The 25,998-nt window shown below is 60.7% G+C and carries 19 protein-coding genes and 2 pseudogenes; 19 read left to right on the top strand and 2 right to left on the bottom strand.

What is annotated here, in order from left to right:
- The first annotated feature begins 4 nt into the window (after nucleotides 1–4).
- From AC3A4H_RS14275 to AC3A4H_RS14255, 5 genes are read left to right on the top strand one after another with little or no spacing between them, the layout of a single operon-like run.
- Nucleotides 5–1,180: an acyl-CoA dehydrogenase family protein gene (locus tag AC3A4H_RS14275; protein ID WP_487767258.1), complete on the top strand. Its 1,176-nt coding sequence runs from the start codon at nucleotides 5–7 to the stop codon at nucleotides 1,178–1,180.
- A complete protein-coding gene (locus AC3A4H_RS14270) occupies nucleotides 1,177–2,244 on the top strand; it encodes an acyl-CoA dehydrogenase family protein (protein WP_487767257.1) in 1,068 nt (355 codons plus the stop codon). Before AC3A4H_RS14275 ends, AC3A4H_RS14270 begins: the two co-directional genes overlap by 4 nt.
- The gene (locus tag AC3A4H_RS14265; protein ID WP_487767256.1) at nucleotides 2,180–3,157 is read left to right on the top strand and encodes an SMP-30/gluconolactonase/LRE family protein; all 978 of its coding nucleotides are present in this window, start codon (nucleotides 2,180–2,182) and stop codon (nucleotides 3,155–3,157) included. The genes AC3A4H_RS14270 and AC3A4H_RS14265 overlap by 65 nt, the downstream gene beginning before the upstream one ends.
- The gene (locus AC3A4H_RS14260; protein WP_487767255.1) at nucleotides 3,154–3,924 is read left to right on the top strand and encodes an SDR family NAD(P)-dependent oxidoreductase; all 771 of its coding nucleotides are present in this window, start codon (nucleotides 3,154–3,156) and stop codon (nucleotides 3,922–3,924) included. The genes AC3A4H_RS14265 and AC3A4H_RS14260 overlap by 4 nt, the downstream gene beginning before the upstream one ends.
- Before the next feature lie 22 nt (nucleotides 3,925–3,946).
- A complete protein-coding gene (locus tag AC3A4H_RS14255) occupies nucleotides 3,947–5,713 on the top strand; it encodes an NAD(P)-binding domain-containing protein (RefSeq protein WP_487767254.1) in 1,767 nt (588 codons plus the stop codon).
- Nucleotides 5,714–5,722: 9 nt separating this feature from the next.
- Here the strand turns inward: AC3A4H_RS14255 and AC3A4H_RS14250 are convergent.
- A pseudogene (locus tag AC3A4H_RS14250) lies at nucleotides 5,723–6,322 on the bottom strand (IS30 family transposase); the annotation flags it as partial.
- Nucleotides 6,323–6,444: 122 nt separating this feature from the next.
- Between AC3A4H_RS14250 and AC3A4H_RS14245 the strand changes: the two are divergent.
- From AC3A4H_RS14245 to hydA, 12 genes and pseudogenes are all read left to right on the top strand, one after another.
- A pseudogene (locus AC3A4H_RS14245) lies at nucleotides 6,445–7,795 on the top strand (NAD-dependent succinate-semialdehyde dehydrogenase).
- A 442-nt stretch (nucleotides 7,796–8,237) separates the two neighbouring features.
- The gene (locus tag AC3A4H_RS14240) at nucleotides 8,238–9,143 is read left to right on the top strand and encodes a LysR family transcriptional regulator (protein WP_487767253.1); all 906 of its coding nucleotides are present in this window, start codon (nucleotides 8,238–8,240) and stop codon (nucleotides 9,141–9,143) included.
- Nucleotides 9,144–9,241: 98 nt separating this feature from the next.
- Complete coding sequence (locus AC3A4H_RS14235) at nucleotides 9,242–11,413, top strand: malate synthase G (RefSeq protein ID WP_487767252.1); 2,172 nt, start codon at nucleotides 9,242–9,244, stop codon at nucleotides 11,411–11,413.
- Between the two features lie 53 nt (nucleotides 11,414–11,466).
- Nucleotides 11,467–11,895: a GlcG/HbpS family heme-binding protein gene (locus AC3A4H_RS14230; RefSeq protein WP_487767251.1), complete on the top strand. Its 429-nt coding sequence runs from the start codon at nucleotides 11,467–11,469 to the stop codon at nucleotides 11,893–11,895.
- Nucleotides 11,896–12,161: 266 nt separating this feature from the next.
- Nucleotides 12,162–12,992: an ABC transporter substrate-binding protein gene (locus AC3A4H_RS14225; RefSeq protein WP_487767317.1), complete on the top strand. Its 831-nt coding sequence runs from the start codon at nucleotides 12,162–12,164 to the stop codon at nucleotides 12,990–12,992.
- A gap of 24 nt (nucleotides 12,993–13,016) precedes the next feature.
- Complete coding sequence (locus tag AC3A4H_RS14220) at nucleotides 13,017–13,712, top strand: amino acid ABC transporter permease (RefSeq protein ID WP_487767250.1); 696 nt, start codon at nucleotides 13,017–13,019, stop codon at nucleotides 13,710–13,712.
- Nucleotides 13,713–13,768: 56 nt separating this feature from the next.
- Nucleotides 13,769–14,659 (top strand): 4-hydroxy-tetrahydrodipicolinate synthase, encoded by an 891-nt coding sequence (gene dapA, locus AC3A4H_RS14215; RefSeq protein ID WP_487767249.1) that lies wholly within the window; start codon nucleotides 13,769–13,771, stop codon nucleotides 14,657–14,659.
- A 10-nt stretch (nucleotides 14,660–14,669) separates the two neighbouring features.
- Complete coding sequence (locus AC3A4H_RS14210) at nucleotides 14,670–15,821, top strand: M20 family metallopeptidase (RefSeq protein ID WP_487767248.1); 1,152 nt, start codon at nucleotides 14,670–14,672, stop codon at nucleotides 15,819–15,821.
- Nucleotides 15,822–15,852: 31 nt separating this feature from the next.
- On the top strand, nucleotides 15,853–18,768 hold the full coding sequence (locus AC3A4H_RS14205) for an FAD-dependent oxidoreductase (RefSeq protein WP_487767247.1): 2,916 nt from the start codon (nucleotides 15,853–15,855) through the stop codon (nucleotides 18,766–18,768).
- A 14-nt stretch (nucleotides 18,769–18,782) separates the two neighbouring features.
- On the top strand, nucleotides 18,783–19,511 hold the full coding sequence (locus AC3A4H_RS14200) for an amino acid ABC transporter ATP-binding protein (RefSeq protein WP_487767246.1): 729 nt from the start codon (nucleotides 18,783–18,785) through the stop codon (nucleotides 19,509–19,511).
- An 11-nt stretch (nucleotides 19,512–19,522) separates the two neighbouring features.
- Nucleotides 19,523–20,824, top strand: a complete 1,302-nt coding sequence (locus AC3A4H_RS14195; RefSeq protein WP_487767245.1) for a M20/M25/M40 family metallo-hydrolase — start codon at nucleotides 19,523–19,525, stop codon at nucleotides 20,822–20,824.
- A 16-nt stretch (nucleotides 20,825–20,840) separates the two neighbouring features.
- Complete coding sequence (hydA, locus tag AC3A4H_RS14190) at nucleotides 20,841–22,265, top strand: dihydropyrimidinase (RefSeq protein ID WP_487767244.1); 1,425 nt, start codon at nucleotides 20,841–20,843, stop codon at nucleotides 22,263–22,265.
- Nucleotides 22,266–22,274: 9 nt separating this feature from the next.
- On the opposite strand, the gene AC3A4H_RS14185 is transcribed toward hydA, so the two are convergent.
- A complete protein-coding gene (locus AC3A4H_RS14185) occupies nucleotides 22,275–22,991 on the bottom strand; it encodes a GntR family transcriptional regulator (protein WP_487767243.1) in 717 nt (238 codons plus the stop codon).
- 352 nt (nucleotides 22,992–23,343) lie between these two features.
- On the opposite strand from AC3A4H_RS14185, the gene AC3A4H_RS14180 reads away from it, so the two are divergent.
- Together AC3A4H_RS14180 and AC3A4H_RS14175 are read left to right on the top strand one after the other, a co-directional pair.
- Nucleotides 23,344–23,565 (top strand): hypothetical protein, encoded by a 222-nt coding sequence (locus tag AC3A4H_RS14180; RefSeq protein ID WP_487767242.1) that lies wholly within the window; start codon nucleotides 23,344–23,346, stop codon nucleotides 23,563–23,565.
- A gap of 624 nt (nucleotides 23,566–24,189) precedes the next feature.
- Entirely contained in the window at nucleotides 24,190–25,698 is a 1,509-nt protein-coding gene (locus AC3A4H_RS14175; RefSeq protein WP_487767241.1) for an NAD-dependent succinate-semialdehyde dehydrogenase, read from the top strand.
- Nucleotides 25,699–25,998: the final 300 nt, after the last annotated feature.

Below are 25,998 nucleotides of genomic sequence, written 5' to 3'. Positions count from 1 at the left end.
AGCAATGGACATCTCATTCACGCCCAGCCAGAAGGCCTATCGCGAAGACGTGCGTGGCTGGCTCGCACAGAACCTGCCCGTGGGCTGGACGCAGGGCGGGTTCTGGCCGGCCCGATCGGAAGACGCCGAACAGGAACTCCTGATCGACTGGGAGCGGCGGCTCCATGCGGCCGGCCTGTCGGGCATTGCCTGGCCCAAGGAATATGGCGGCCAGGGTCGCGACCATTTCGACGACCTGGTGGTGAACGAGGAGCTGGGCGCAGCCTCTGCGCCCGAGAGCATCAACACGATCGGCCGAGAGCTAGTCGCGCCGATCCTGCTCAGTGCGGGCACCGAGGAACAGAAAACGCATTACGTGCCGCGCATCCTGCGCATGGACGATACGTGGTGCCAAGGATTTTCCGAGCCCGATGCCGGCTCCGATCTGGCATCGCTCAAGACAAGGGCGCAGCACAAGGGCGACAAGTGGGTCATCAACGGCCAGAAGATCTGGACGAGCTATGCGCATTTCGCAAGCCACTGCATCCTGCTCGCGCGCACAAACCTTGATGTGTCGCCCTATAAGGGGATGTCCCTGTTCATCGTCAGGATGGATACGCCCGGTGTCGTGGTGCGGCCGATCAGGCACTTGAACGGCCTGCGGCATTTCAACGAGGTCTTCTTCACCGATGTCGAAGTCGACGGCGACATGCTGATCGGGCCGCTCGATGCAGGCTGGAAGGTCGCGGTGGAAGTTCTCGGGTTCGAGCGCGCGACCACCCGGCTCTACCGTCAGGCGCGGTTCACGCAGGAGCTGCGCGCGCTCGTCACCTATGCTCTCGATGCGGGCATCCTCAGCGATGCCATCCGCACCGAAGCGGGGGGCATCGTCGCCGAACTGGCCATCATGCGCTATCACAACCTGCGCTTCATCAGCCGGCTTTCCTCCGGGGCGCGCATTGGCGAGGAAGCGAGCTTTCTCAAGCTGTTGTGGAGCAATCTGCATCAGAAGATCGCGCGGCTGGCGCTTGAGGTTCTCGGCCCGCAATTCGATGCGGTCTCGCCGATAGCCGAACGGTTCCGACGCGTCTATTTCACCTCGCGGGGCGAGACCGTCTATGCCGGCAGCTCGCAAATCCAGCGGAACATCCTCGCCGAACGTGTGCTCGGTCTGCCGCGCGGCGGGAGAGGCGGGCAATGAATTTCCAGCAATCGCTCGAGCAGGAGATGCTCCGTTCCTCGGTCGCCGCAACCTTCGCCCGCTACGCGAACAGCGGGGAAAACGCCGCACTGGCGGACCTTGGGATTTTTGGCTTGCTGGTTGCCGAGGACAATGGCGGCCTCGGTCTCGGGATGGCGGAAGCCGTCGTCGTTTTAGAGGAAGCAGGGCGGGTCTGCCGCGGCGGCGGACTTGCGGAAACCCTGCTTTTGGCCGACGCCATCGCAGCCGAAAGTCCAAAAAGCCGAGTACGCGTCCTTGCGGGAAATGCCATGGTGGTGGCGCCCGTATCCGGCACGCTTCGCCGTGTCGGTGGTCGCCTGTTGGGCACCGTTTCGATCGCGCGCCCCCGGCCGCATGCTTTGCTCGCCGTCGCCATCGACGACAGCGCGGAAGTGGCGCTGCTGCCCGCATCCCGCTTTGAGCCGCAGGCGCGGGCGCGGATAGAGGCGGAGGCGGAAGCCTGCGCGATGGACATCGAGGTTCCGGTAGCGGATGCGCGCCTTGTCCGCGTCAACGATTTCGCCGAGCGTCTGGCGATCCTGCGGTGCGCCGAACTGCTCGGCGCCGCCGAACACTGCTTCCAGCTCTCCGTGTCCTACATGAAGGACCGTACCCAGTTTGGGCAGCCGATCGGCGCGAACCAGGCGTTGAAGCACATCGCCGCCGACAGCTACCTTGCACTCGAAAACCTGCGTGTCGCAGTCGAGTACGCGGCGGCCGCCAGCGACCTTTCTGCCGATGGCGACGAGCAGACGGCCCTTGCCGCTCACGCTGTGGAAGTCATGCTTGCCTATGTGCCCGGCACGGCGCGCGAGATCGCCGAGACGGCCATCCATCTGCATGGCGGCATCGGGCTCACGTGGGAGTATCCGCTCAATTCCTATGTGCGCCGCATCGTGCGCCTCGGCACTGCGCTGGGAAGCGTATCAGAGCGCAGGCTTGCCCTCTTCGATCGCTTCCAGCGTGACGACAGAGCGGATGATGCCGGGCCTGTTGCGGCTCGCCTTCAGCAAAACGGAGCGCTTCATGACAGCACACTATGAAACGACAGAGCCATCGGCCGCGCTGTTTTTCCACCATGAAGAGCTGGAGGTCATCTTCTCCGACGGGCGGTGGAACGAGGGGCCTGCCTATTTCGCTGCATGGCGGAGCCTGATCTGGTCCGACATCCCCAACGACCGGCTGATGCGCTTCGATGAGGTTTCGGGCACCGTCTCCGTATGGCGGTCGCCGTCGAACAACGCCAACGGCAACACGGTGGATCGGCAGGGCCGGTTGGTCACCTGCGAGCACGGTACGCGCAGGGTCGCACGCACGCAGCACGACGGGAGCATCCATGTCCTGGCCGAGCGCCATGGTGCGGGACGACTCAACAGTCCGAACGACGTCGTGGTCAAGTCCGACGGGTCCATCTGGTTTTCGGATCCGCATTACGGGATCAACACCGACTACTTCGGCAATCGGGCGACAAGCGAGCAGGAGGGCGCGTTCGTCTACCGGCTGGACCCGGATACTGGCCGGCTCGCGCCAATGATCACGACGATGGTTCAGCCCAACGGTCTGGCCTTCTCGGCGGACGAACGAAGCCTCTTCGTCGTCGAGAGTGGTCGCACGATGGGGGCCGATCATCCCTGCCATATCCGCCGTTTCGATGTCGGAGCCAATGGAGGGCTGACGGATCGCGGCGTCGTCGTTGAAGCCTCCGTCGGGCTGTTCGACGGCATCAGACTGGATGACGCCGGCCGCATCTGGGCCGGCGCCGGCGATGGCGTCCATTGCTATGCGCCGGACGGTCGGCTACTGGGCAAGATCCTCGTCGGCAGCGCCGTCATCAATCTTTGTTTCGGTGGTCCGAAGCGTAACGTCGTCTATATGTGCGCGCCGAAGAAGGTTCTTCGCGTTCCGCTCCGCGTTCGCGGGATCGATCCCTTTGCTCACATGTCCGGTGTCGCATGACGGACCGGACAGAGGCCCTTTCCCCGCCACCTCCGGCTGACCGTCTCGCCGGCAGGGCGGTTCTGATCACCGGGGCCGCGCAGGGGATCGGCGCAGCCATTGCCCGTCTTTTCGCCGCGGAAGGCGCGCGTCTGGCGCTGGTCGACATCCGCAACGCGGGCCTCGGCAAGGTCGCCGCCGAAACCGGAGCGGTTGCCCTCGAATGCGATCTGCGGGATGTCGAGCGTCTGGAGGCGGTGGCTGACGAAGCCGCGCAAGCGCTGGGTCATCTCGACGGTCTGGTCAACGCCGCCGGCATTCACGCCGCCGGATCGGTTGCCGAAACCACGCCCGACCGCTGGCGCGACGTAATGGCCGTCAATCTCGATGCACCATTCTTCCTGTGCCGCGCCGCCGAACCACACCTGCGCGCCTCGGCTGGGTCGACCATCGTCAACCTGTCGTCCGGAACGGGCCTGTCGCCCTTTCCGAACCGTTCTGCCTACGCCACCTCGAAAGGGGCGCTGATTACGCTTGGCAAGGTGCTGGCGATGGAGTTCGCGCCTGCCATTCGTGTCAACACGATCTGCCCGGGTCTCATCGACACGCCGATGACGGCGGGGCTTCCCAACCACAACGCGCTGCAGCAGACGCTTGAGCGCTATGCGCTGCGCCGGCTGGGAAGGGATGACGAGGTCGCGCAGGCCGCGCTTTTCCTGACATCCACGGCTTCCTCGTTCGTTACGGGGACGACCATGGCTGTCGATGGCGGACGGACCTATCACTAGCGGGGACGGGAGGAGGGAACCGATGAACAAGACGGTGCAGGACATAGTTTCGCACGCCGCCGAAGAGAGGCGGATCGCGGAACAATGGCTGCGGAATTTCAACGCGACTCTGGAAACGGGCGATGCTGCCGGGGTGGCGGACCTGCTGGCCGAAGATGGATACTGGCGCGATCTGCTCGCGCATCAATGGGATTTTCGCCCGCTTTCGGGGCGCGAAACCATCGCGTCCACGCTGATTAGCGAAGGAAAGCAGCGCAGTATTCGCGATTTCGCGATCGATCCACGCTTTACCGCGCCCTGTCAACTGCTGCGTGCGGGCCGGCGCGTCATCGAGGTCATCGTCCAGTTCCGCACGGGGATCGGTACGGGCAATGGGGTCGTGCGGCTCGAAAAGGGCGGCGATGGAGTATATCGGGCCTGGGGGCTGATGACATCCCTGCAGACGCTCGACGGCTACCCGGAGGCGATAGGAGCGCACCGTCCGGATCGCGTCGTGGTTCGCGCCGAGGGCGAGAACTGGCTCGATCGCCTCGAACAGGACAGGAATTTCGACGAGGAGGAACCCGAAGCGCTGGTTGTTGGTGCCGGCCATTCCGGTCTCATGATCGCGGCCCGCCTGAAGGCGATGGGTGTGCGAACCCTGGTAGTGGAGGCGCAGCCGCGCGTCGGCGACGTGTGGCGAAACCGTTACCACACGCTGCAACTCCACAACGAAATCTACACGATCGACTTCCCTTATGTGAGCTATCCGCAGACTTGGCCGGCCTATCTGCCGAAGGACATGTATGCGGCATGGATGGAATTCTACGCGCTGGCCATGGAGCTGGCGGTGTGGACGTCGGTGCGGTTCGAGGGCGGCGAGTTCGACGAGGAAGCTGGCGTCTGGCAGGCGCGGCTGCGTATGCCGGACGGTTCGCAGCGCACCTTGCGGCCGAAGCATGTGGTCGTGGCGACCGGCGGGGTTTCAGGGCGCAAGAACTATCCGCGCCTGCCCGGCCTTGAGGATTTTTCGGGGACGGTTACGCACTCCGCCGATGTGCGCCCCACCGCCGAGTATCGCGGCAAGCAGGCGATCGTGGTCGGCACCAGCACCAGCGGTCACGACATCGCGCTCGAACTGACACAGCGCGGCTGCGACGTCACGATGATCCAGCGCAGCCCGACGACGGTTGTCAATATCGATCCTGCCAATCTCATCTACACCCTCTACAAGGAGGGACGCTCCATCGATGAGGTGGACATCGTCTCGATCGCCAACAATTTCGATGCGACGCTCGCCAGCTACCGGGAATTCGCGCGCATCGTCACCAAGATGGATAAGGATCTGCTCGCCGGCCTCGAAAAGGCGGGCTTCCGCACCGATCCCGGCTATCTGGGGGGCGGGTACTTCGCCAACTACCTGCATCGGGGCGGTGGCTATTACCTCAATGTGGGAGCATCGGAATACATCGTCGATGGCCGCATCAAGCTGTTGCAGAACGACCGAATAGGCCGCTACGAGGCAGGCGGGGCGCGATTGACCGACGGGACTCTAGTCCCGGCGCAGCTGATCGTGCTGGCGACCGGCTACCTCAACCAGGAAGTGGACATTCGCGACTATTTCGGCGACGCGGTCGCCGACAAGGTGGGCAAGGTTTGGGGCTGGGACCAGGCCGGCGAACTGCGCGGCGCCTGGCGGCCGACAGGGCAGAAGGGCTTGTGGCTGCAACTGGGCGGGGTTCCGCAGGCGCGAACCTATTCCAAGCTTCTGGCGCTGCAGATCGTGGCCGAGCTGCGCAGCATCGAGTAGCCAAGCGGCCAGCAGCTTTTGCCGGAAGACTTCCGCCGGCGTTCTGAAGCCGAGGCATTTGCGCGGCGTGGTGTTGAGCTGGTCACAGATGCCCTTCAGGTCGCTGTCGTCGACCGACAGGGGATCGAGGTCTCTCGGCAGCCATTTGCGGGCGCGGCGATTGGTGTTTTCGACCGATCCTTTCTGCCAGGGCGACTGTGGGTCGCAGAACCAGGTCTGCACGCCGAGCCCCGCCTGGAGATACGGCCAGTCGGTGAATTCGGTGCCGCGGTCAAAGGTGATCGAGCGGCGCGCGGCATGGGGAAGGGCGCTCAAGGTATCGATCAGCCCGTCCATGATCGGCTTCGATTGCCGGTCGTTGTTGCGCAGCAAGACCGTGAAGCGGCTGACCCGTTCGACCAATGATGTGACGTTGGCCTTGCCGAACTTCTTGCGGAACTGGATCAGGTCGCATTCCCAATGCCCAAGCTGCTGGCGCTCGCGAACAATGTCCGGACGGTGCAGAATGCTGAGTTCCGGGCTGAATCTGCGGCCATAGCGTCGTCGGGGCGACGCCCGACGCTCGGGCAAATAGTGCCACAGCTTCATCTCGTGGCCATCGGGCGAGTATCCCAACGGCTGATCTCTTGGGCGCGGTGGTTCTGCGGCTGGCCACCGCAGGCCCTATGCGCAAGTCGCATATGTGGGCTACAAGCCAGCGCTACGATGACCAACTCAGGAGAAAATCGGAATTGCCTCTCTGTCCACCGCTGACCCGCCACCTGAAGCAGCCGGAGCTGTTTTGCTCCATCGACCGGGTGCCGGCGCTTGCCACGCCCGTCAGCGGACGAACATTCGACGTCACAAATCCATCCACGGGTGAACTGCTGGCAGAACTCCCCGACATGGGTGTCGAAGAGACGCGTGCGGCGATCGACAAGGCCTATGTCGGTCAGGCCGAATGGGCCGCGCTGACTGCGCGGGAGCGCAGCGACACGCTGTGGCGATGGCATCAGCTGATCGTTACCCACACTGCCGATCTCGCTGCGATCCTCACCGCGGAGATGGGCAAGCCGCTCGCGGAAGCCAAGTCGGAGGTGTCGCATGCGGCGGCGTATCTCCAATGGTATGCCGAGGAAGCCAACCGCATCTATGGTGAGACGATTTCGGCGCGGCGGGGTGCACGATCGTGCTGAAGCCCGCCGAACAGACGCCGCTGGTTGCCGGGGCCATGTTCGCGCTCGCCGCGGAGGCTGGTTTCCCGGACGGCGTCGTTAACCTGGTCTACGCTTCCGAAGGCGCGGCGGTGGGGGGCGAACTCTGCACCAATCCCAAGGTGCGCAAGATCAGCTTCACCGGCTCGACCGAAATCGGGCGGCTGCTCATGCGGCAGTGCTCGGACCAGATTAAGAAGGTCAGCCTCGAGCTGGGCGGCAATGCACCTTTCATTGTCTTCGACGATGCCGATGTCGATGCCGCCGTTGACGGCGCGATCCAGGCGAAGTTCCGCAATGCCGGCCAGACCTGCGTTTCGGCGAACCGTCTCTATGTCCAATCGGGCGTCCATGATGAATTCGTCGACAAGTTCGTCGAGAGGGTCCGCCAGCTTTCGGTTGGCGACGGCTTCGCCCCTGGCGTCGCGATCGGTCCACTGATCGACCAGCGTGCCCTGGCCAAGATCGAAGCCCACATTGCCGACGGGGTGAAAAAAGGCGGCGCAATCCGATGCGGCGGAAACCGGATCGGCACAAACGGCACGCGACGGCCCTCACCGCGATCTCCAGCGAAATGAAAGTGGCGCAGGAGGAGACATTCGGACCTTTGGCCCCGATCATCCGCTTCCAGGACGCAGAGCAAGTGGTGCGTGCGGCGAACGACACGATCTACGGTCTCGCCGCGTATTTTTATGCCTCCAACCTGAAGCGTGTCTGGCGCGTGGCCGAGGCGTTGGAATACGGCATGGTCGGCATCAATACGGGACGCATGTCCTCGGAGGCCGCGCCTTTCGGGGGGATGAAGCAGTCCGGCATCGGCCGGGAGGGCTCTCGCCACGGGCTCGAGGACTACCTTGAAATGAAGTACCTCTGCATGGGCGGCATCTGAAACAGGGCGAAGTCGAGGCTCGGCTAGGGCACACACGGAATAGATTACCGCTGAGGAATTTCCGCTTCAGACCCAGGCCGCTTCACCCGTGGATTGAGACCGTCTTGGGCTCTTTCGACGTATGTCCGCCTGTGGAGAACGGCAGGGGCGAGGGCGCGCGAAGCCGACGTCCCACGTGCACGCCGGGAAGACTGCAACGGGGTCATTTCATCACCTTCGGGAAAGGATCCCCTTTCCGAAACCTGCGTCGGGCTGGAACCGCCTGGAGCTCTGTGATCACTCGACCGTCAAGTGCCACCACTCGAGGGCGGCTTTTGCTTCAACTACCAAGACGGCGGATGGCTTTCGTTAAGCGCAACATTGGATCACGTCATAGAGACCTGATGTTCTTACAGCGTGTTAGTTTCAACCGCCACACTCCAGAGCCCGGACGCGATCAAGCATGAAGTACCTTGGCGATCTCGATATTTTCGCACGGATAGTCCGGACGAAAAACATGTCGGCGACGGCCCGCGAACTTGGCATATCGCCCGCCGCCGTGTCCAAAGCCGTGCGACGCCTGGAGGAACCGCTTGATGTGCGGCTGCTGAACCGCACGACAAGACAGGTTGTCGTGACCGAAGCCGGACAGATGTTCTTTGAACGGATCTCGGAGGTTCTGGCCGCACTCAATGAAGTCGAGACCTTTATGGCGGGCAAAGGGGCCGAGATCGCGGGAAGCCTTCGGATCAGCGCACCGACATCCTTCGGACGCCTGCATGTGGCGCCTCACCTTTGTGAATTTATCAACCGGCACCCGAAGGTCCGCATCGATCTCGTCCTGTCCGACCAGTTCTCCGACATCATAGCGGAAGGCTATGACCTGGCCATCCGGATCTCCGCGCTCAAGGACACGGGACTGGTTGCCCGGCGATTGGCCCCTGTCCGCCGGGTTCTCTGCGCTTCTCCCGGTTATATCGCGTCTCACGGGATGCCAGCCAGTTTCGAGGAGCTCAAGGATCATCAGTGTCTGCCCTCGCACAATGGCGAACCCTGGCGTCTTGAAGGGCCCCAGGGCTTGTTGATCTATCGTCCCCAGGGCGTTCTTACGACCAATTCAAGTGAAGTCATCCGCGAAGCTGTCATTTCGGGGCTCGGCATCGCTCTGAGATCCAAATGGGATGTCGGCGCGGAACTGGCCGACGGAAGGTTGGTGCAGATTCTTCCGGAATATGAAGGTGCGAGAGACGTGGCCGTATCAGCACTTTATCCCAGCCGTCACTTCCTGCTGCCGAAAGTGCGCGCTTTCATCGACTATCTGCACGAAATCTACCGCAAGGACCAATATTGGGAGGGCCGCGAGGGCTGATTATTTCCGTTCAGGAACAAGTGTTGTTGGCGGGCGGCCGGTTGATCTAACACCTGCAGTAGCGGATTTTCCGCGGGAACAAGCATGCAGGAGTTGATATGTCGAGGATTGAGAAAAGCGGCCTTCAAGTTGATCGCAGCTTGCATGATTTCCTGGTGGAGGAAGCTCTTCCTGGCACGGGTGTTGATGCGGAAACGTTCTGGCTGAAGCTGTCGGAGATCGTTCACGTGCTTTCCCCGAAGAACCGCGAGCTGCTTCAGGTTCGCGACGCGCTTCAGGCCAAGATCGATGCCTGGCACAAGGAGCATGGCGCGCCGAGTGATCTGGGAGCCTATGAGACTTTCCTGCGCGAGATCGGCTATTTGTGTCAGGAAGGACCCGAATTCAAGGTCGAGACCAGTGATGTCGATGCCGAGATGGCCTATATCGCCGGGCCGCAGCTCGTCGTGCCGGTTATGAATGCCCGCTATGCGCTGAACGCCGCCAATGCGCGCTGGGGTTCGCTCTACGACGCGCTCTACGGCACCGATGCGATTTCTGAAGCGGATGATGCCGAGAAAGGCTCCGGCTACAATCCGGCACGCGGCGCCAAGGTGATTGCCTGGGCGCGCAACTTCCTCGACCAGAGCGCGCCGCTCGGCGGTGCAAGCTGGAGCGATATTGAGGGGCTGACCGTTGACGGCGGCAAGCTCGTCGTCGGAACCGCTTCTGGCACCGTGGCGCTCGAGGATGCCACCCAGTTTGCCGGTTACAAAGGTGAGGCAGGTTCGCCGTCCGAGATCGTGCTGAAGAAGAACAATCTGCATGTCTGCGTCATCATCAATGCCGACCATCCGATTGGTCGCGATGACAAGGCCCATATCGCCGATGTGGTGGTGGAATCGGCGATCACCACGATCATGGACTGCGAGGATTCGGTCGCGGCGGTTGACGCCGAGGACAAGGTGCTGGCCTATCGCAATTGGCTGGGCCTGATGAAGGGCGATCTGGTTGAAAGCTTCGACAAAGGCGGCAAGACGATCACCCGCAAGCTTGCCAATGATGTGAGCTTCACCGCTCCCGATGGCTCAAACGTGACCTTGTCCGGCCGCTCGCTGATGCTGGTGCGCAATGTCGGCCACCTGATGACTAATCCGGCCATTCTCGACAAGGATGGCAATGAAGTGCCGGAAGGCATCATGGACGCCATGTTCACCGCCGCCATCGCGCTGCATGACATCGGCCCCAATGGCCGGCGCATGAACAGCCGCACCGGCTCCATGTATGTGGTCAAGCCCAAGATGCACGGACCGGACGAGGTGGCCTTTGCGGTCGAGCTGTTCGGCCAGGTGGAAGACGCGCTCGGCATGAAGCCCAACACGATGAAGATGGGCATCATGGACGAGGAGCGCCGCACCACGGTAAACTTGAAGGAGTGCATCCGGGCGGCGCGTGAGCGCGTGGTGTTCATCAACACCGGCTTCCTCGACCGCACCGGCGACGAGATGCACACCTCGATGAAAGCAGGTCCGATGATCCGCAAAGGTGACATGAAGCAGGCGCCGTGGATTGCCGCCTACGAGAACTGGAACGTCGACATCGGGCTTAAGTGCGGTCTGGACGGTCACGCGCAGATCGGCAAAGGCATGTGGGCGATGCCGGACCTGATGGCGGCGATGCTGGAGCAGAAGATCGGTCATCCGAAGGCGGGTGCCAACACCGCCTGGGTACCTTCACCAACGGCTGCGACACTGCACGCCACGCATTACCACCAGGTGGATGTGAAGGCGGTTCAGGCTGAGCTGAAGTCGCGTCCGCGCGCCAAGCTCTCCGACATCCTGTCGATCCCGGTTGCGGTTTGCCCGAACTGGTCACCGGAAGAGATCAAAGCCGAGCTCGACAACAATGCGCAGGGGATCCTCGGCTATGTGGTGCGCTGGATCGACCAGGGCGTGGGCTGCTCGAAGGTTCCCGACATCAATAATGTGGGCCTGATGGAAGACCGCGCGACTTTACGCATCTCTTCACAGCATATCGCTAACTGGCTGCACCACGGCGCAGTGACAGAGAACGAAGTGATGGAGACGATGAAGCGCATGGCGGTTGTCGTCGACAAGCAGAATGCGGGTGATCCGCTCTACGAGCCAATGGCACCGGACTTCGACAAGTCAATAGCCTTCCAGGCCGCTTGTGACCTCGTGTTCAAGGGGCGTGAACAGCCCAACGGCTACACCGAGCCGGTCCTGCACCGCAGAAGGCTGGAAAAGAAGGCACAGGCTGCAGCGCAGTAACAAAATCCGGCTACCCTGCCGTAACAACAAGCCCGAAATATCGTGGAGAAAAAATGACACAGCTTACGCTTGAATCCGCCAATTCCATCATCGAAGCAGCTCTGGCCAAGGGCCGCGAAGGCAACATGAAGCTGGCCGTTGCCGTGCTCGATGCTGGCGGGCATCTGAAGGCGTTCCAGAAGCAGGACGGCGTTTCGATGCTGCGGTTCGAGATCGCTTTCGGCAAAGCCTATGGAGCTCTTGCTTTTGGCGCCGGCTCACGTTGGCTCGACAAGGCCGCCAAGGAACGTCCGCATTTCATCGAAGGTCTGAACGGCGTTGCCGGTGGCCGTATCGTGCCGGTTCCAGGTGGGGTGCTCATCCGCAACGCTGAGGGAACATTGCTGGGTGCTGTCGGCATCACCGGCGACACCTCCGATAACGATGAGCTTTGCGCCGTTGCAGGCATCGAGTCCGTCCGACTGACCGCGCAGACCGCGTAAGCCGTCTCGTACGCTGGCGCGGCGCATCACGAGACGCACCAGACCTAGTCTATCCTGATGAAGGCTGCCGCCCCGGCCTCATTTATATTTCCGTGGTCCAGAGGCGATATTCCGAAGCTCCGTCGGTTGGGCCACCGTATTTCACAAGACCGACGATGCTTGACACATCTCGTCCCAGTGGTATACCACTAGTATTCCGGGTCCGGTAGTGTCCGTAGAGGACGGAGCAAAAAGTGGGAACTTTTTTGAATGAGGAGAACCGAGCTATGAATCTGTCCAGAATTTCCGCGTTGACCCTTGCAGCTGCCCTATTGACCGGAACGACGGCAATGGCTGCCGAGTGCGAGCCAGTCATTGCTGAGAGCGAACTAATCAAGCCCGGCACGTTCGTCATGTCGACCAACCCGACCCTGCCGCCCCTGCAGTATGTCGATAAGTCAGGCGAACTGAAGGGAATGCGCATCGAGCTCGGCAACATCATCGCAGAACGCCTTTGCCTGAAGCCCGAGTATATCCGCATCGAATTTTCCGCGATGGTTCCTGGCCTCCAGGCCGGCCGCTGGGATATGATCAACACCGGCATCTTCTTCACCGAGGAGCGTGCGAAGATGATGCAGATGATCCCCTACGAGCAGCAGGCGATCAGCATTTCGGTCGGCTCTGCGGATGCACAGAAGATCAAGAGCGCGGATGACCTGAACGGTCGTGTCGTGGGTGTTGAAATCGGTGGCTTTGAGGAAACCAAGGCAAAGCAGTTCAACGAAGAACTGATGGCACGCGGCCTTTCCGGCTTCACCCTTCGCACATTCGACAATTTCGCCCTCGCCTATCAGGCGCTGCGTGCCGGCCAGGTTGAAGCTGTCGTATCCATCGACGGTGTTGCGAAAGAATACTCCGATCGCGGCGATTTCGTGAGGGCAGTTTCCGGTCTTTATCCGACCCCGGTTGCGCTTGCATTCAAGAGCCGTCCACTGGCTGAGGCTGTAGCCAAGGTCATTGAGGAGCTGAAGAGCGAAGGCGTCTATCAGGAGCTCTTCGATCAGTATGGTGCGCTTCCGGCCGAAGGCACCGTATCCGTCCAAGGGCCGAGCCTCTAATAAAGCGCCACGCGGGAGTCTGGTATGCAGATCTGGAACTGGTCCGGTTTCTTCGATTATCTGACCAATCCTTTCATCTTGAATGGTGCCCTTACAACCCTGTGGTTGACCGCGGTTGCGATCACTGCGGGCCTTGTCCTGGGCTTCGTTCTTGCCTTGATGAAATTGTCTAAGAGCAAGCTGCTCTCGGCTCCCGCTTCTGCCTACATCTGGCTGTTTCGTGGCACGCCATTGCTGGTGCAGTTGATTGTCATCTACACCGGCTTGCCGCAGCTCGGCATCAAGCTGAGCGTCGTTGAGTCAGCCCTTATTGGGCTGACGCTCAACGAAGCCGCCTACCTTGCTGAGATTGTTCGCAGCGGCATCTCCGCAGTTTCCGAAGGGCAGGTCCGTGCTGCGCGCGCTCTTGGAATGCGCGAGCCGCAGATCATGCGCTACATCGTGCTTCCGCAGGCGCTACGCATCATCGTGCCACCTCTCGGCAACTCCGTGAACGGTCTGCTGAAGACGACTTCGGTGACATCTGTCATCTCGATGGAAGAACTGTTGCGGCGCACGCAGGTGCTGATCCAGGAGCGCTTCATGGTGCTGGAGCTGTTTGCGGTTGCTGCGATCTACTATCTGATCATGACGACCGTGTGGGAATTCGTTCAGCGTCGGATCGAGCGGCACTTCGGCCAGGCGTATCAGCAGGTCAGGACTTCTGGCGAGAAACGTTAGTTTCCAAACATTAATCCCTTGAAGAGGCGGCGGGTGCGCTCCGCTAACGGTAGGCTATGGTTAAAAAAATTCGCGGTACGTTCACTGTAATGATCACGCCCTATGACGACAGCGGCAATGTCGATCTGAAGGCAATGGCAGACCTGACCGAATGGCAGATCCAGCAGGGTATCCACGGCCTGATCCCCTTGGGATCCACGGGCGAGTTCCTCTCTCTCAGCCAGGAAGAGCGGGATTCCGTCGCCGAGACCGTGATCAAGACTGCTTCCGGACGTGTGCCGGTTCTGATCGGCACAGGTGCGGAAGATACCCGTGAAGCTCTTCGCCTGAGCCGTGAGGCCGAGGCCATGGGTGCCGATGGCGTGATGATCATTCCGCCATTCTATTGCACCCCGACGCATGACGAGCTCTATCACCATTACAAGACCGTCGCGGAAGGCATCGGTATCCCGATCATGGTCTACAACAATCCGGCAACGGCCAATGTCGACCTGACTCCGGATATCGTTGCCCGCATCGCAAGCATCGATGGCTGCGACTACATCAAGGAATCGACGATGGATGTCACGCGTATCCGTGATATCCTTGAGCTTGCCGGCGACAACATGACTGTGTTCGGCGGCATCATGGGCTTTGAATCCTTCGTTGAGGGTGCTGAAGGTTGGGTCGCGGTTGCTTCAAACTGCGCGCCGCGTGAAATGTCGCGCATCTTCGAGCTCGTTGCAGACGAAGGCAAGGTGTTCGAAGCCCGCAAACTGTATCTGGAGTGGGTCGACCTGATCCGCGCAGTCGGCGGCCAAAAGTATGTCGCTGGCACCAAGGCTCTGCTCACACACATGGGCTTCCAGGCAGGAAAGCCCCGTCCTCCCCGTCTGCCGCTTTCTCCCGAAGACGATGCAAAGATGCGTCAGATCGGAGAGAAGCACGGCATGAAGTTTGTGCTCTGAGGTTCAAGCTGTGACTGAATTGAAAAACCGTATCATCGACGTTCTGAGCGATATCGTGGCCATACCCAGTGCTTATCCGCCCGGGGAGACCACAGAGCTTGCTTCCTATTTGAAGGAAACCTTCGAGCGCATCGGGTTTCGTGTCGGTCTTCATGCAGAAGAGCCCGGGCTGGTCAATGTCGTTGCCTCCATGGGCGAAGGCTCGCCGCATCTGGTGTTCAACGCTCACATCGATACCGTTGATGTGGGCGACGCGACCAAGTGGAAAACAGACCCGTTGAAGCTGACCCAGGTCGATGACCGCTATTACGGGCTTGGCGCATCAAACTGCAAAGGCTCGGCCGCAGTTCACATCTGGCTGGCCGAACAGATCGCCGAGGCCGGCGGACCAAAGCAGGGAACCGTTACCTTCACCTTCGTCACCGATGAAGAAAGCCTGGGCGAACGAGGCATGGCCTATTTGCGCAAGGCGGGCATCGTCAAACCTGACATGCTGTGCTTCGGGGCGCCGACTGCCAACTCGCTCATCACTTCGGAACGTGGCGTGATGTGGGTCGGCATCGAAACTTTCGGCAAGGCCGCCCATGCGGGTGCGCCCGAAACCGGCGACAATGCGATTGCCCGCATGTTGCGTCTGCTCAACCATCTGCAGACGACTGTTTTCCCGGTCATTGAAAGCCGTGAGGAAGATGGTGCGGTATCCACCTACAATATCGGCAAGATCAACGGCGGTTCGAACACAAACGTCGTGCCAAGCCGCTGCTGGGTGGAGATCGATCGCCGCCTTCTGCCGCGTGAGACCGTAACCGGTGCTCACGAGGAAATCATCGCGGCACTTGAGCAGTCCGGCGAACTGCGTGACAGCTGGCGCACTGAGCTCCTTTGCGGAACGAATGGCTTCGCGTCACCATCCGATAGCAAGATGGTGTCGGCATTGATGGAAGCAGTCCGCGAAGTGAAGGGCAAGGATGCGGCATTTGCCACTGCAGTGGGTGCTAGCGATGGCCGCTGGTTCGCCGATGACAGTGTCGATATCGTCAATTTCGGGCCTGGTGGCGCCTATGAGGGCCACGCGGACAATGAATTTGTCAGCGGAGAGGAACTCGTCGAAAGCGCTGCTATCCATCTGGAATTTGTAAAACGCGTCAACGGATTGTCCTGACAGGTCGCACCCTTCGAATGGATCGGTACGCATGGGCTCGGTCAATCCTGCTCCAGAGACTCAAGAGATTGGTTTCTCTTTCAATGGTGAAGCGTTTGTCGCTCGACCGGGCGACACGATCGCTGCATCCCTGATTGCTTATGGCCTCATGGTTCAGGGCCAGGCCAGAAATGGTGAACGCCGGGGCCTCTATTGCGGCATGGGAATTTGCCACGACTGCCTGGTGGTGGTCGATGGCAAGTCCGCCGTGCGTTCCTGCATGACCAAGGTTCAGGACGGTATGGTGGTGGAGGCCCATCCATCCCGCCGCGAATTGGAGCCGGTGAATTCACATGACCCGGCGCTGCATCCGATCCCTGAAGGACCGATTACCGAACACGCGGTTGACGTGCTGGTTGTCGGTGCGGGACCAGCCGGTCTGAAGGCAGCCATCGAGCTTGCAAGGGCGGGAGCCAAGGTCACCGTTGTTGACGAGCGACCTGCTTCCGGCGGTCAGTTCTACAAGCAACCCGCCCATATGCAGGCTGTTCCCCAAGGCGGTGCCGATGCGCAAAGCCTGGATGGCAAGCAGCTGATCGCCGATGCCCATGCGGCCAAGGTCGAAATTCGGCAGGAAACGCTGGTCTGGGGCGCGTTTCGTGAGGATGAGCGCCTGATCATCGGCTCAGTCGAAAAGGGCGTGGCTCTTTATTACAAGCCCCGGATCCTGATTATAGCTACCGGTGCCTATGAGCAGCCGGCCCTCTTCCCGGGCTGGACCCTGCCCGGCGTGATGACGACGGGCGCCTGCCAGACGCTGGTGCGTAGCTATGGCGTGACAGCGGGCAGTAAGATCCTGGTGGGCGGCAATGGCCCGCTGAATTTTCAAGTGGCGATCGAGCTTGCCAAGGCTGGTGCCGATGTTGTGGGCGTCGTTGAGAGTGCGCCCGCACCATGGACGCGCCCTCTGGCGGGCCTCAGCCTATTTCAGGCCGATCCGGTGCTGGCATTTGAGGGCATGAAACAGCTTTCAGCGCTGAAGTCTCTGAATACCCGGGTCTATTGGGCGCATGAGATTGCCGAAGTGCAGGGTGACGGACGTGCGGAACGCGCCATCGTCACCGACAGCAAGGGAACCCGCCGGGAATTTGCCGTTGATACGGTGGCCGTGACGGAAGGCTTCTCACCATCGAATGAACTGCCGCGACTGCTTGGCTGTGCTCACACTTTGCGCACAGATGGTGCAGCCCGTCTGGAGGTGGTGCGCGATGACAATGGCGCGACATCGCTCTCGGATGTGTTCGTGATTGGTGAGGCCGGCGGATTTGGCGGTGCGCATATTGCCATGGCGCAGGGCGAGCTTGCCGGCAGCGAGGCAGCGCGCAGGCTCGGACTGAAGGCAAGCGAGAACGCAGCCGTAAGGCGCCGGTTGCAACGTAATCGCGCGTTCCAGAAGGCACTCTGGTGCATCTTCTCCGCCGAACCCCGCGAAGTCGACGCGCTCGATGAAAATGCCCTGGTCTGCCGATGCGAAGCCATAACACTGAAACAGCTGAAGGCTACCATTGATGCCGAAGGTGTGTGCGACCTTGCCACGCTGAAGCGTCTGACACGTGCGGGAATGGGCCGTTGCCAGGGGCGTTACTGCATGCCGCAGCTTGGCAAGCTGATAGGCGTGAGTGCGGGCGAACAGGATTTCCCGACGCCGCAAATGCCGTTGCGTCCCATGCCGTTGGCGGCGCTGGCTGTCGAAAAGCCGGAATGGGGCGGGCACAAGCGAGCGCTTCTACCGCCGGCAGGCGATACCGCTCACCATACGCCCAACGATATGAAAACGGCTGACGTGGTGGTGATTGGCGCAGGCGTTGTCGGCCTCTCCACGGCCCTGTTCCTCGCGCGCAGCGGTGTCGAAGTGCTCGTGCTTGACCGTGGTTTCCCGAATGCACGCGCGTCCGGCGGCAATGCGGGCAGCCTGCATGCGCAATTGCTGTCCTTCGACCATGGCAGCAAAGCGGAAGGCGGCGGATCGCTGGCCGCAAAAACCCTGCCGCTTCAGATCGCCTCCATCGAGCTATGGCAAGAGCTTGAGGCCGAGCTCGGCAAGGATTGCGAGATCAAGATAACTGGCGGCGTCATGGTCGCGGAAACCGAACGGGATTTGCGCTTCCTTGAGGAAAAGACCGCGCTTGAACGCAGTCTCGGCATCGATGCGCAGGTGATTTCAGCGCAGGATCTTCGTCATCTGGAACCAGCGCTTGATGAACGATTTGTCGGCGCCGCCTATTGCCCGCAGGAAGGGAAGATTAATCCCTTGCTGGCCACCCAGGCGGTCATGGATGGCGCGCTGGCTTCGGGAGCACGCATTTTTGCCGAAACCAATGTGAGTGCCATCCGCAAGCATGACGGTTTCTTCGAGGTTGTGACCAGCCGTGGCACGATCAGGGCTGGCAGAGTGGTCAACGCCGCGGGCGGCTTTGCATCGCAGATCGGCAAGATGCTCGACATCGACGTTCCGGTATTTGGTGCGCCCTTGCAGATGATCGTTACCGAAGCAGCCGCGCCAATGATCTCGATGCTGGTGGCCCATGCTGACAGGCATCTGACACTGAAGCAGGCGGCCAATGGCAATTTCCTGATCGGTGGCGGCTGGACTGCGGGGCTCGATCCCGTCCACAATCATCCCCGCCCGCTACGCAGCAGCCTTGAAGGCAATCTGTGGGTCGCGCAACACGTGGTTCCGGCCTTGCGAAAACTTAACATCATTCGCTCATGGGCGGCCATGAACATCAACATTGATGGTGCGCCGCTGCTTGGCGAAGACCCGCGTGTGCCGGGGTTCTATAATGCGGTGACATCCAACGGCTACACACTCGCCCCTCTCGTCGGCAGGATCACTGCTGATCTCATCCGGCATGGCGAGACTGACCGGGATATCAACCCTTTTACTATTCATCGATTTCGAGCCTGAGGAGAGAAGTTGCGATGATCACACTTGAAAATGTGAGCAAGTGGTATGGAAGCTTCCAGGTTCTCAAGGATTGTAACGCGCAAGTTGCAAAAGGCGAGGTTGTCGTTGTTTGCGGTCCATCGGGATCCGGCAAGTCAACGCTGATCAAGTGCGTGAATGCTCTGGAAGAGTTCCAGCAGGGCTCGATCATCATCGACGGCATTTCCGTTGGTGCTGAAAGCACGGACCTGCCAAAGCTGCGCTCGAAAGTGGGCATGGTGTTCCAGAATTTCGAGCTGTTTCCGCATCTGTCGATCCTGCGTAACCTGACAATCGCGCAGGTGAAGGTTCTGGACCGCGACGAGAGCGCAGCGACGAAAAAGGCCAAGGAACTGCTCGACCGTGTCGGCCTTAGCGAGCATGCTGAAAAATACCCGTTGCAGCTTTCCGGCGGACAGCAGCAGCGCGTTGCTATCGCCCGGGCGCTGTGCATGGACCCGATCGCCATGCTGTTCGACGAGCCCACCTCGGCACTCGATCCGGAAATGGTTTCCGAAGTGCTCGACGTCATGACCAGCCTTGCGCGTGAAGGCATGACCATGATGTGCGTGACACACGAAATGGGCTTTGCCCGCCGCGTCGCAGACCGGGTGATCTTCATCGACAAGGGCGAAATCGTCGACAACCGTCCGACTGAAGAGTTCTTCGGCAATCAGCGCAGCGCTCGCGCCGACCAGTTCCTCAGCAAACTCTTGAACCACTAGGATCACATCAAATGACGACACTTGCCGATAAGCTGCTGGCTGCAGCACGGGACTCTGGGGGGGAAACAGTAGCGCTTTTGCGTTCGCTGGTTAAGGCAAGCGAGTCGGGCGAAGAGGCCATCCAAGCGGTCATTGAACAGGAGTTCCTTAAGCTTGGATGTACGGTGGACCGTGTCACCTATGACCCGACCGCCGTTCCGATGGTCGAGGAGTTTGCAGGTGTGAGCAATATCGACCCGCATGAAAGACAAAGCATCGTTGCCACCTATAAGGGCGCGGCAGGCGGATCGGATCTTCTGATATTTGCCCATCCCGATAATGAGCCGACGGACACAGCCCGCGGGTGGGTAAAGCCGCCATTCGAAGGCATTGTCGAGGACGGCCGGTTTTACGGCTGGGGCGTTGCCGACGATCTGGCCGGTCTTGCCGCCATGGTGCTGAGCCTGAAACTGCTTATCCGCGAAGGACATCAGATTTCGGGCAACATCGTTCTGGCCAGCACGCCGAGCAAGCGTCACGCGCGCGGCATTTCCGATCTGCTTCACCGGGGTTACCGCGCCGATGCCGCCATTTACCTGCATCCGGCAGAATCCGGCGCAGGTCTGGCGGAAGTCAAAGCCTATTCATCGGGCCAGCTGGAATTCCGCATTGATATTCCAGGTGCCGAACCGGACACAACCGAGCCGCACCAGACTGGATATGCCCATTTGGGGCAGAACCCGATTGAGAAAGCGGTTGCTATTATCGATGCGCTGAAGGCCTTCGATGCCGAACGCGGAGAAACGGTCCAGCATCCCCTTCCGCAGAAGGCTGTCGGCCGCTCCACCAATCTGATGGTAAGCTATATCCGGTCAGGAGAGCAGAACCTGCTTTCGCGCATGCCTGAGCTGTGCAGCGTTGGAGCGGCCATCTCATTTCCACCCTTCGAAAAGCTCGATGATCTGAAGGCTTCCATTGAGCGCGTGGTGGCCGAGGCGGCAGCACAGGACGCGTTCCTCAAGGACAACCCGCCCAAAGTGGTGTGGCTGGCGGGTGTGAGCGGTGCCGAGGCTGGTGAAAGCTCAAGGCTCTGGACCACCGTATCCGGCGCCATCAAGGAAATCGCGCAGGTTACGCCCTTCATCAATGCGATGCACACCTCATCCGATATCCGCAATCCGATGGTGCAAAAGGGTATTCCGACGCTGGCTTTCGGCCCACTTTGCGGTGACCTTACCCAGACCGGCCGGACCGATGAATGGGTGGATATTGCCGATGTGACGCGCTTTATTGCGATTACTGCACTGGCGATTGCCAACTGGAACGCGCAGTAACAACAGGGAGGATCTGATGCCTGATTTTGATGTGGCAATCCGCGGCGGAACGATCGTCACCGCATCGGATACGTACGGGGCTGACATTGGCATCAAGGACGGCAAGATCATGGCCATCGGCGACCATATCGCCGATGCGGAGAAGGTGATCGATGCCAGCAGTCTTCTCGTCTTGCCGGGCGGCATCGACAGCCATGTGCATATCAGCCAGCCTTCCGGCCCCGGCATTGAAATGGCTGACGACTTTGCCTCAGCCACTGCTGCCGCTGCTGCGGGCGGCAATACGTGCATTCTTCCCTTCGCCTTGCAGGAACGCGGGGGCTCGGTGCGCGAGGCCCTGCGCGACTATCACAAGAAGGCAGAAGGGAATTGCTATATCGATACGGCGTTCCACTTCATCCTGTCGGACCCCTCCCCCGAAGTCATGCAGGACGAGCTGCCTGCCCTGATCGAGGAAGGATACACATCGTTCAAGGTCTTCATGACCTATGACGATCTGGTTCTCAATGATCGCCAGTTGCTCGATGTGTTCGATCTGGCGCGTCGCGAGCAGGCGCTGGTGATGGTGCATGCCGAGGGCTACGATTCCATCCGCTTCCTGGCGGCCAAGCTGGAAAGCGAAGGCAAGACGGCCCCCTTCTACCATTCGCGGTCGCGCCCGCAGGCGGTGGAGCGAGAAGCAACGCACCGTGCCATCAGCCATGCTGAAATCATCGATGTGCCGATCATGATCGTTCACGTTTCAGGACGTGAACCTATGGAGCAGATCCGCTGGGCTCAAAGCAAGGGCCTGAACATCCTTGCCGAAACCTGCCCGCAATATATCACACTGACTGAGGATGACCTGCGAGAGGCCGTCGGCGATGACATGGGCGGCGCAAAATATGTCTGCTCGCCGCCCCCTCGCGATACCACTGCCCACGAGGCGATCTGGGAAGGCTTGCGCACCGGCGTCTTCAACACGTTCTCGTCAGACCATTGCCCCTACCGCTATCAGGATTGCGCCGGAAAGCTCAACCCGAAGGCCCGCACCTCATTCCGCTGGGTGCCGAACGGCATTCCCGGCGTTGAGACACGTCTGCCGATCCTGTTTTCGGAAGGTGTCTCCAAAGGTCGCATTTCCATCAACCAGTTTGTATCGCTGACCTCTACGGCTCACGCCAAGATCTATGGCCTTTATCCGCAGAAGGGATCGATTGCGCCCGGCTTTGATGCCGACCTCACCTTCTGGGATCCCAACCGGCGCGAAACCATCCGCCAGGAAATTCTGCACCATGGCGCTGACTATACGCCATGGGAAGGTTTCGATGTGCTCGGCTGGCCGGTGATGACCATGTCCGGTGGCAGGATCATCGTCGAAGAGGGTAAGCTGGTTGCCGGTGAGAACCGCGGCAAGGTTCTGCAGAGACGTCGCTACAACCAGCGGCAGAGCCTCCTCTGACAGACGGGCTCAGTATCCCGACAGGGTGCGTTTGCGAACATTGCGAACGTGCTGCGCCATGGCGGCCGCAGCACGTTCTCCATTGCGTTGACGGAGCGCTTCCAGCAGTTTCCGGTGATCGGACGAACCGTTCTGCGTACGCGCTGGGACCGTCTGGCGCTCGAAGATCTTGGTATACCGGCGCATCTCGTTGATGCTCTTGGTTAGAAACGGGTTGCCGCAATATTCAGCCACCGCACCGTGAAGAAGATCGTCAAATTCCCAATGCTGGTTGACCGTCGGTGTTTCTGTCTGCTCGACCTCTTTCAGCAAGGCCTCGATCTCATCCAACACCGTATCTGGAATTTCGTTGGTGGCCGATTCCGCTGCCTTTGGCTCGATGAGAGCACGCACATCAAGACTGTGAAGGTAATCCTCAAGCGTGATGACCCGAACGGCCATGAGCCTGTCGGTCAGGCGCACCAACATGCCTTCGCCTTCCAGCCGGTTGAGCGCATCGCGCATTGGACTGCGTGAGATGTTCAGCGATTGCGCCAGTTTGCGCTCCTGGATCACTGTCCCGCCGGGCAGCGCACAGGAGAGAATATCCTCCAACAAGCGACGATAGGCGGTTTCTGCAAGCTTTTCCGGCTTTTCCTGCTCCGGTTGCACATCGTCCATATTGCGTTCCAACACCACGCTGTAACCCGCCTTGATGCCCGACCCCTCCAGATTGGTGTGGGGCATATTGATCCTTCGAGCAGTTTAACTGCCCGCTCCTAAGGTGACAGTAAAACACTGTAACAATCATAGCTTCGTTGCGTTAACGCGGAAAGGGCATAAGGGACCTATTCGACCGGATCGCTCAGGCCGCAAGACCGAAGAGCTGGTTCACAAGACAGATTTCGCCTGTCACGCCGGGCCCTTCCAGGACGCAGCGGCCGCGACGGATCATGCGCATGACCTCAAAGCCTTTGATCGTCGCGGAGGCGGTTTTCATCCTCTGGAAGCCGTGGGTCGGCCGGATCACGCGCTTGCCCTCCCGCGGCCCCGGGCAGGTGCATGGGGTTTTGATTATTCTGCAGGACGAACGCGCAACATGCCGGGCACTGCGACGGTCGAAATCTCCGACGCAATCGACATCGTGGCAAAGATGCAGGCCGAGGAAGCTTCCCAGCCTGGATGGGACCGGCGCGGCCACGACGCCGAAGTGGATGCCTATTTCCGTGACTTCCCGACCCCCGCCGACGCGTTCGCCGTTACCGACGCCGCGCGAGAGCACCCATTATCCGTACTATGGATCGAAAGGAGGCCGGCATGAGCGGAACCTCCATCTATCCAAAGGTCAGCGTCAGACTGATCGGCATAGATAATAATCCGATAACGATCGTGGCGGCGGTCCTGACCAAGGGGGGCGCGACAGCGGGGTCGGGCGCGAGGACATCAACCGGATCATGCGCGAGGCGCTTTCAGCCGACTACGACCACGTCCTGGCAACGTGTCTCAAATATGTCCGGGTCCATTCATGGCCTCGGCACGGACGACACGTGGCACGGGCAGCGATCGATGCCGCGTTCGGGTCGCCGTTACGGCGGGAACGCGTCGGAAAGTCCCGGTTCGACAGTATGCCGTGCCAGCCGGCGTCGAAGCCGCTCGGCCGTTACCCGGCGTATGAAGTGCCGCTCGATGACTGGGAAGCGAACGACGGATTGCGAGTGTCGGATCTCGGTCCACTCGTCGGTTGCTGGTTTACACGCGATCCCGAACAGGCAGCAGCCTGACGGCAGCGACGCGTCCGGGGCTGCGGCCCCGAGCTGTCGCCACCAGAATCCTTCGAAGCATTCTGGAGGCGACAGCCGACCCGGCCGGGCGCGGTGGTTCTGCGGGCTAACGCTCGCAGGCCCTATGCGCAGGTCGCATATGTGGGCTACATGCCAGCGCTACGATGACAAAGCATAGTCTCAGGAGAAAATCGGTATTGCCTCTCTGTCTACCGCTGACCCGCCACCTGGAAAACCCTGACCTGTTTTGCTCCATCGACCGCGTGCCGGCACTTGCCACGCATATCAGCGGACGAACATTCGAGGTCATAAATCCATCCACGGGTGAATTGCTGGCAGAACTCCCCGACATGGGTGTCGAAGAGACGCGTGCGGCGATCGACAAGGCCTATGTCGCGCAGGCCGAATGGGCCGCGCTGACGGCCCGGGAGCGCAGCGACACGCTGTGGCGCTGGCATCAGCTGATCGTCACCCACACCGACGATCTCGCCGCGATCCTCACCGCGGAGATGGGCAAGCCGCTTGTCGAGGCCAGGTCGGAGGTGTCGCACGCGGCGGCGTATCTACAATGGTATGCCGAGGAAGCCAACCGCATCTATGGCGAGACGATTTCGGCACCGTCGACGGACCGCCGCATGATGGTGATCAAGCAGCCGATCGGCGTTGTCGGCACGATCACGCCATGGAATTTTCCCGCTTCGATGGTGGCGCGCAAGATCTCTCCGGCGCTGGCGGCGGGGTGCACGATCGTGCTGAAGCCCGCCGAACAGACGCCGCTGGTTGCCGGGGCCATGTTCGCGCTGGCCGCGGAGGCTGGTTTCCCCGACGGGGTCGTGAACCTGGTCTACGCCTCCGAAGGTGCGGCGGTGGGGCGTGAACTCTGCACCAACCCCAAGGTGCGCAAGATCAGTTTCACCGGGTCGACCGAGGTCGGGCGGCTGCTCATGCGCCAGTGCTCGGACCAGATCAAGAAGGTCAGCCTCGAGTTGGGCGGCAATGCACCTTTCATCGTCTTCGACGATGCCGATGTCGATGCCGCCGTAGATGGCGCGATCCAGGCGAAGTTCCGCAATGCCGGCCAGACCTGCGTTTCGGCCAACCGCCTCTATGTCCAATCGGGCGTCCATGACGAATTCGTCGACAAGTTCGTCGAAAAGGTCCGTCAGCTTTCGGTTGGCGACGGCTTCGCTCCCCGCGTCGCGATCGGGCCGCTGATCGACAAGCGTGCTCTGGCCAAGATCGAATTCCACATTGCCGATGCCGTGGAAAGAGGCGGCGCTATCCAATGCGGCGGAAACCGGATCGGCACAAACGGCACGTTTTTCCAGCCAACGGTCCTCACTGCGATCTCCAGCGACATGAAAGTGGCGCAGGAGGAGACATTCGGGCCCTTGGCCCCGATCATCCCCTTCCAGGACGCAGAGCAGGTGGTGCGTGCTGCAAACGACACGATCTACGGCCTCGCCGCCTATTTTTATGCCTCCAACCTGAAGCGCGTCTGGCGTGTGGCTGAGGCCTTGGAATACGGCATGGTCGGCATCAACACGGGACGCATGTCCTCGGAGGCCGCGCCTTTCGGAGGGATGAAGCAGTCCGGCATCGGGCGGGAGGGCTCTCGCCACGGGCTCGAGGACTACCTTGAAATGAAATACCTCTGCATTGGCGGCATCTGAAACAGGACAACGTCCGTGCTCGGCTAGGGCGCACACGGCTGGCTGAATGCCTGCACATTCTCGAATTCGCAATAGGTATCGACGCCATCATGAGCGCCATAGGTCACAGGAGTTGCGTACCCCTTCATCTCCTCGCGCCATTACAGTCCGCCAAAGTTCGCGTGTTGCTGGGCCAGAGCAGAAGAGCCGCGACCGGACTCCAGAATCCGTTGTGCGAGTGTGGCGGCCTGAAGGCCCGGTGCAGGAATGACGGCGCTACGCGCGCTTTGTACAAGATCTGACCAACTGTGCATTTCCACT

It is taken from the genome of Pseudaminobacter sp. Soil_N_29 (assembly GCF_057656055.1).
This window is presented reverse-complemented; position numbering and strand designations above follow the sequence as displayed.

What these genes read in the sequence shown, in the direction of transcription:
- AC3A4H_RS14275 (WP_487767258.1), top strand. Translation starts at nt 5, where the DNA reads ATGGACATCTCATTCACGCCCAGCCAGAAGGCCTATCGCGAAGACGTG.
- AC3A4H_RS14270 (WP_487767257.1), top strand. Translation starts at nt 1,177, where the DNA reads ATGAATTTCCAGCAATCGCTCGAGCAGGAGATGCTCCGTTCCTCGGTC.
- AC3A4H_RS14265 (WP_487767256.1), top strand. Translation starts at nt 2,180, where the DNA reads ATGATGCCGGGCCTGTTGCGGCTCGCCTTCAGCAAAACGGAGCGCTTC.
- AC3A4H_RS14260 (WP_487767255.1), top strand. Translation starts at nt 3,154, where the DNA reads ATGACGGACCGGACAGAGGCCCTTTCCCCGCCACCTCCGGCTGACCGT.
- AC3A4H_RS14255 (WP_487767254.1), top strand. Translation starts at nt 3,947, where the DNA reads ATGAACAAGACGGTGCAGGACATAGTTTCGCACGCCGCCGAAGAGAGG.
- AC3A4H_RS14240 (WP_487767253.1), top strand. Translation starts at nt 8,238, where the DNA reads ATGAAGTACCTTGGCGATCTCGATATTTTCGCACGGATAGTCCGGACG.
- AC3A4H_RS14235 (WP_487767252.1), top strand. Translation starts at nt 9,242, where the DNA reads ATGTCGAGGATTGAGAAAAGCGGCCTTCAAGTTGATCGCAGCTTGCAT.
- AC3A4H_RS14230 (WP_487767251.1), top strand. Translation starts at nt 11,467, where the DNA reads ATGACACAGCTTACGCTTGAATCCGCCAATTCCATCATCGAAGCAGCT.
- AC3A4H_RS14225 (WP_487767317.1), top strand. Translation starts at nt 12,162, where the DNA reads ATGAATCTGTCCAGAATTTCCGCGTTGACCCTTGCAGCTGCCCTATTG.
- AC3A4H_RS14220 (WP_487767250.1), top strand. Translation starts at nt 13,017, where the DNA reads ATGCAGATCTGGAACTGGTCCGGTTTCTTCGATTATCTGACCAATCCT.
- dapA (WP_487767249.1), top strand. Translation starts at nt 13,769, where the DNA reads ATGGTTAAAAAAATTCGCGGTACGTTCACTGTAATGATCACGCCCTAT.
- AC3A4H_RS14205 (WP_487767247.1), top strand. Translation starts at nt 15,853, where the DNA reads ATGGGCTCGGTCAATCCTGCTCCAGAGACTCAAGAGATTGGTTTCTCT.
- AC3A4H_RS14200 (WP_487767246.1), top strand. Translation starts at nt 18,783, where the DNA reads ATGATCACACTTGAAAATGTGAGCAAGTGGTATGGAAGCTTCCAGGTT.
- AC3A4H_RS14195 (WP_487767245.1), top strand. Translation starts at nt 19,523, where the DNA reads ATGACGACACTTGCCGATAAGCTGCTGGCTGCAGCACGGGACTCTGGG.
- hydA (WP_487767244.1), top strand. Translation starts at nt 20,841, where the DNA reads ATGCCTGATTTTGATGTGGCAATCCGCGGCGGAACGATCGTCACCGCA.
- AC3A4H_RS14185 (WP_487767243.1), bottom strand. Translation starts at nt 22,991, where the DNA reads ATGCCCCACACCAATCTGGAGGGGTCGGGCATCAAGGCGGGTTACAGC.
- AC3A4H_RS14180 (WP_487767242.1), top strand. Translation starts at nt 23,344, where the DNA reads ATGCCGGGCACTGCGACGGTCGAAATCTCCGACGCAATCGACATCGTG.
- AC3A4H_RS14175 (WP_487767241.1), top strand. Translation starts at nt 24,190, where the DNA reads ATGACAAAGCATAGTCTCAGGAGAAAATCGGTATTGCCTCTCTGTCTA.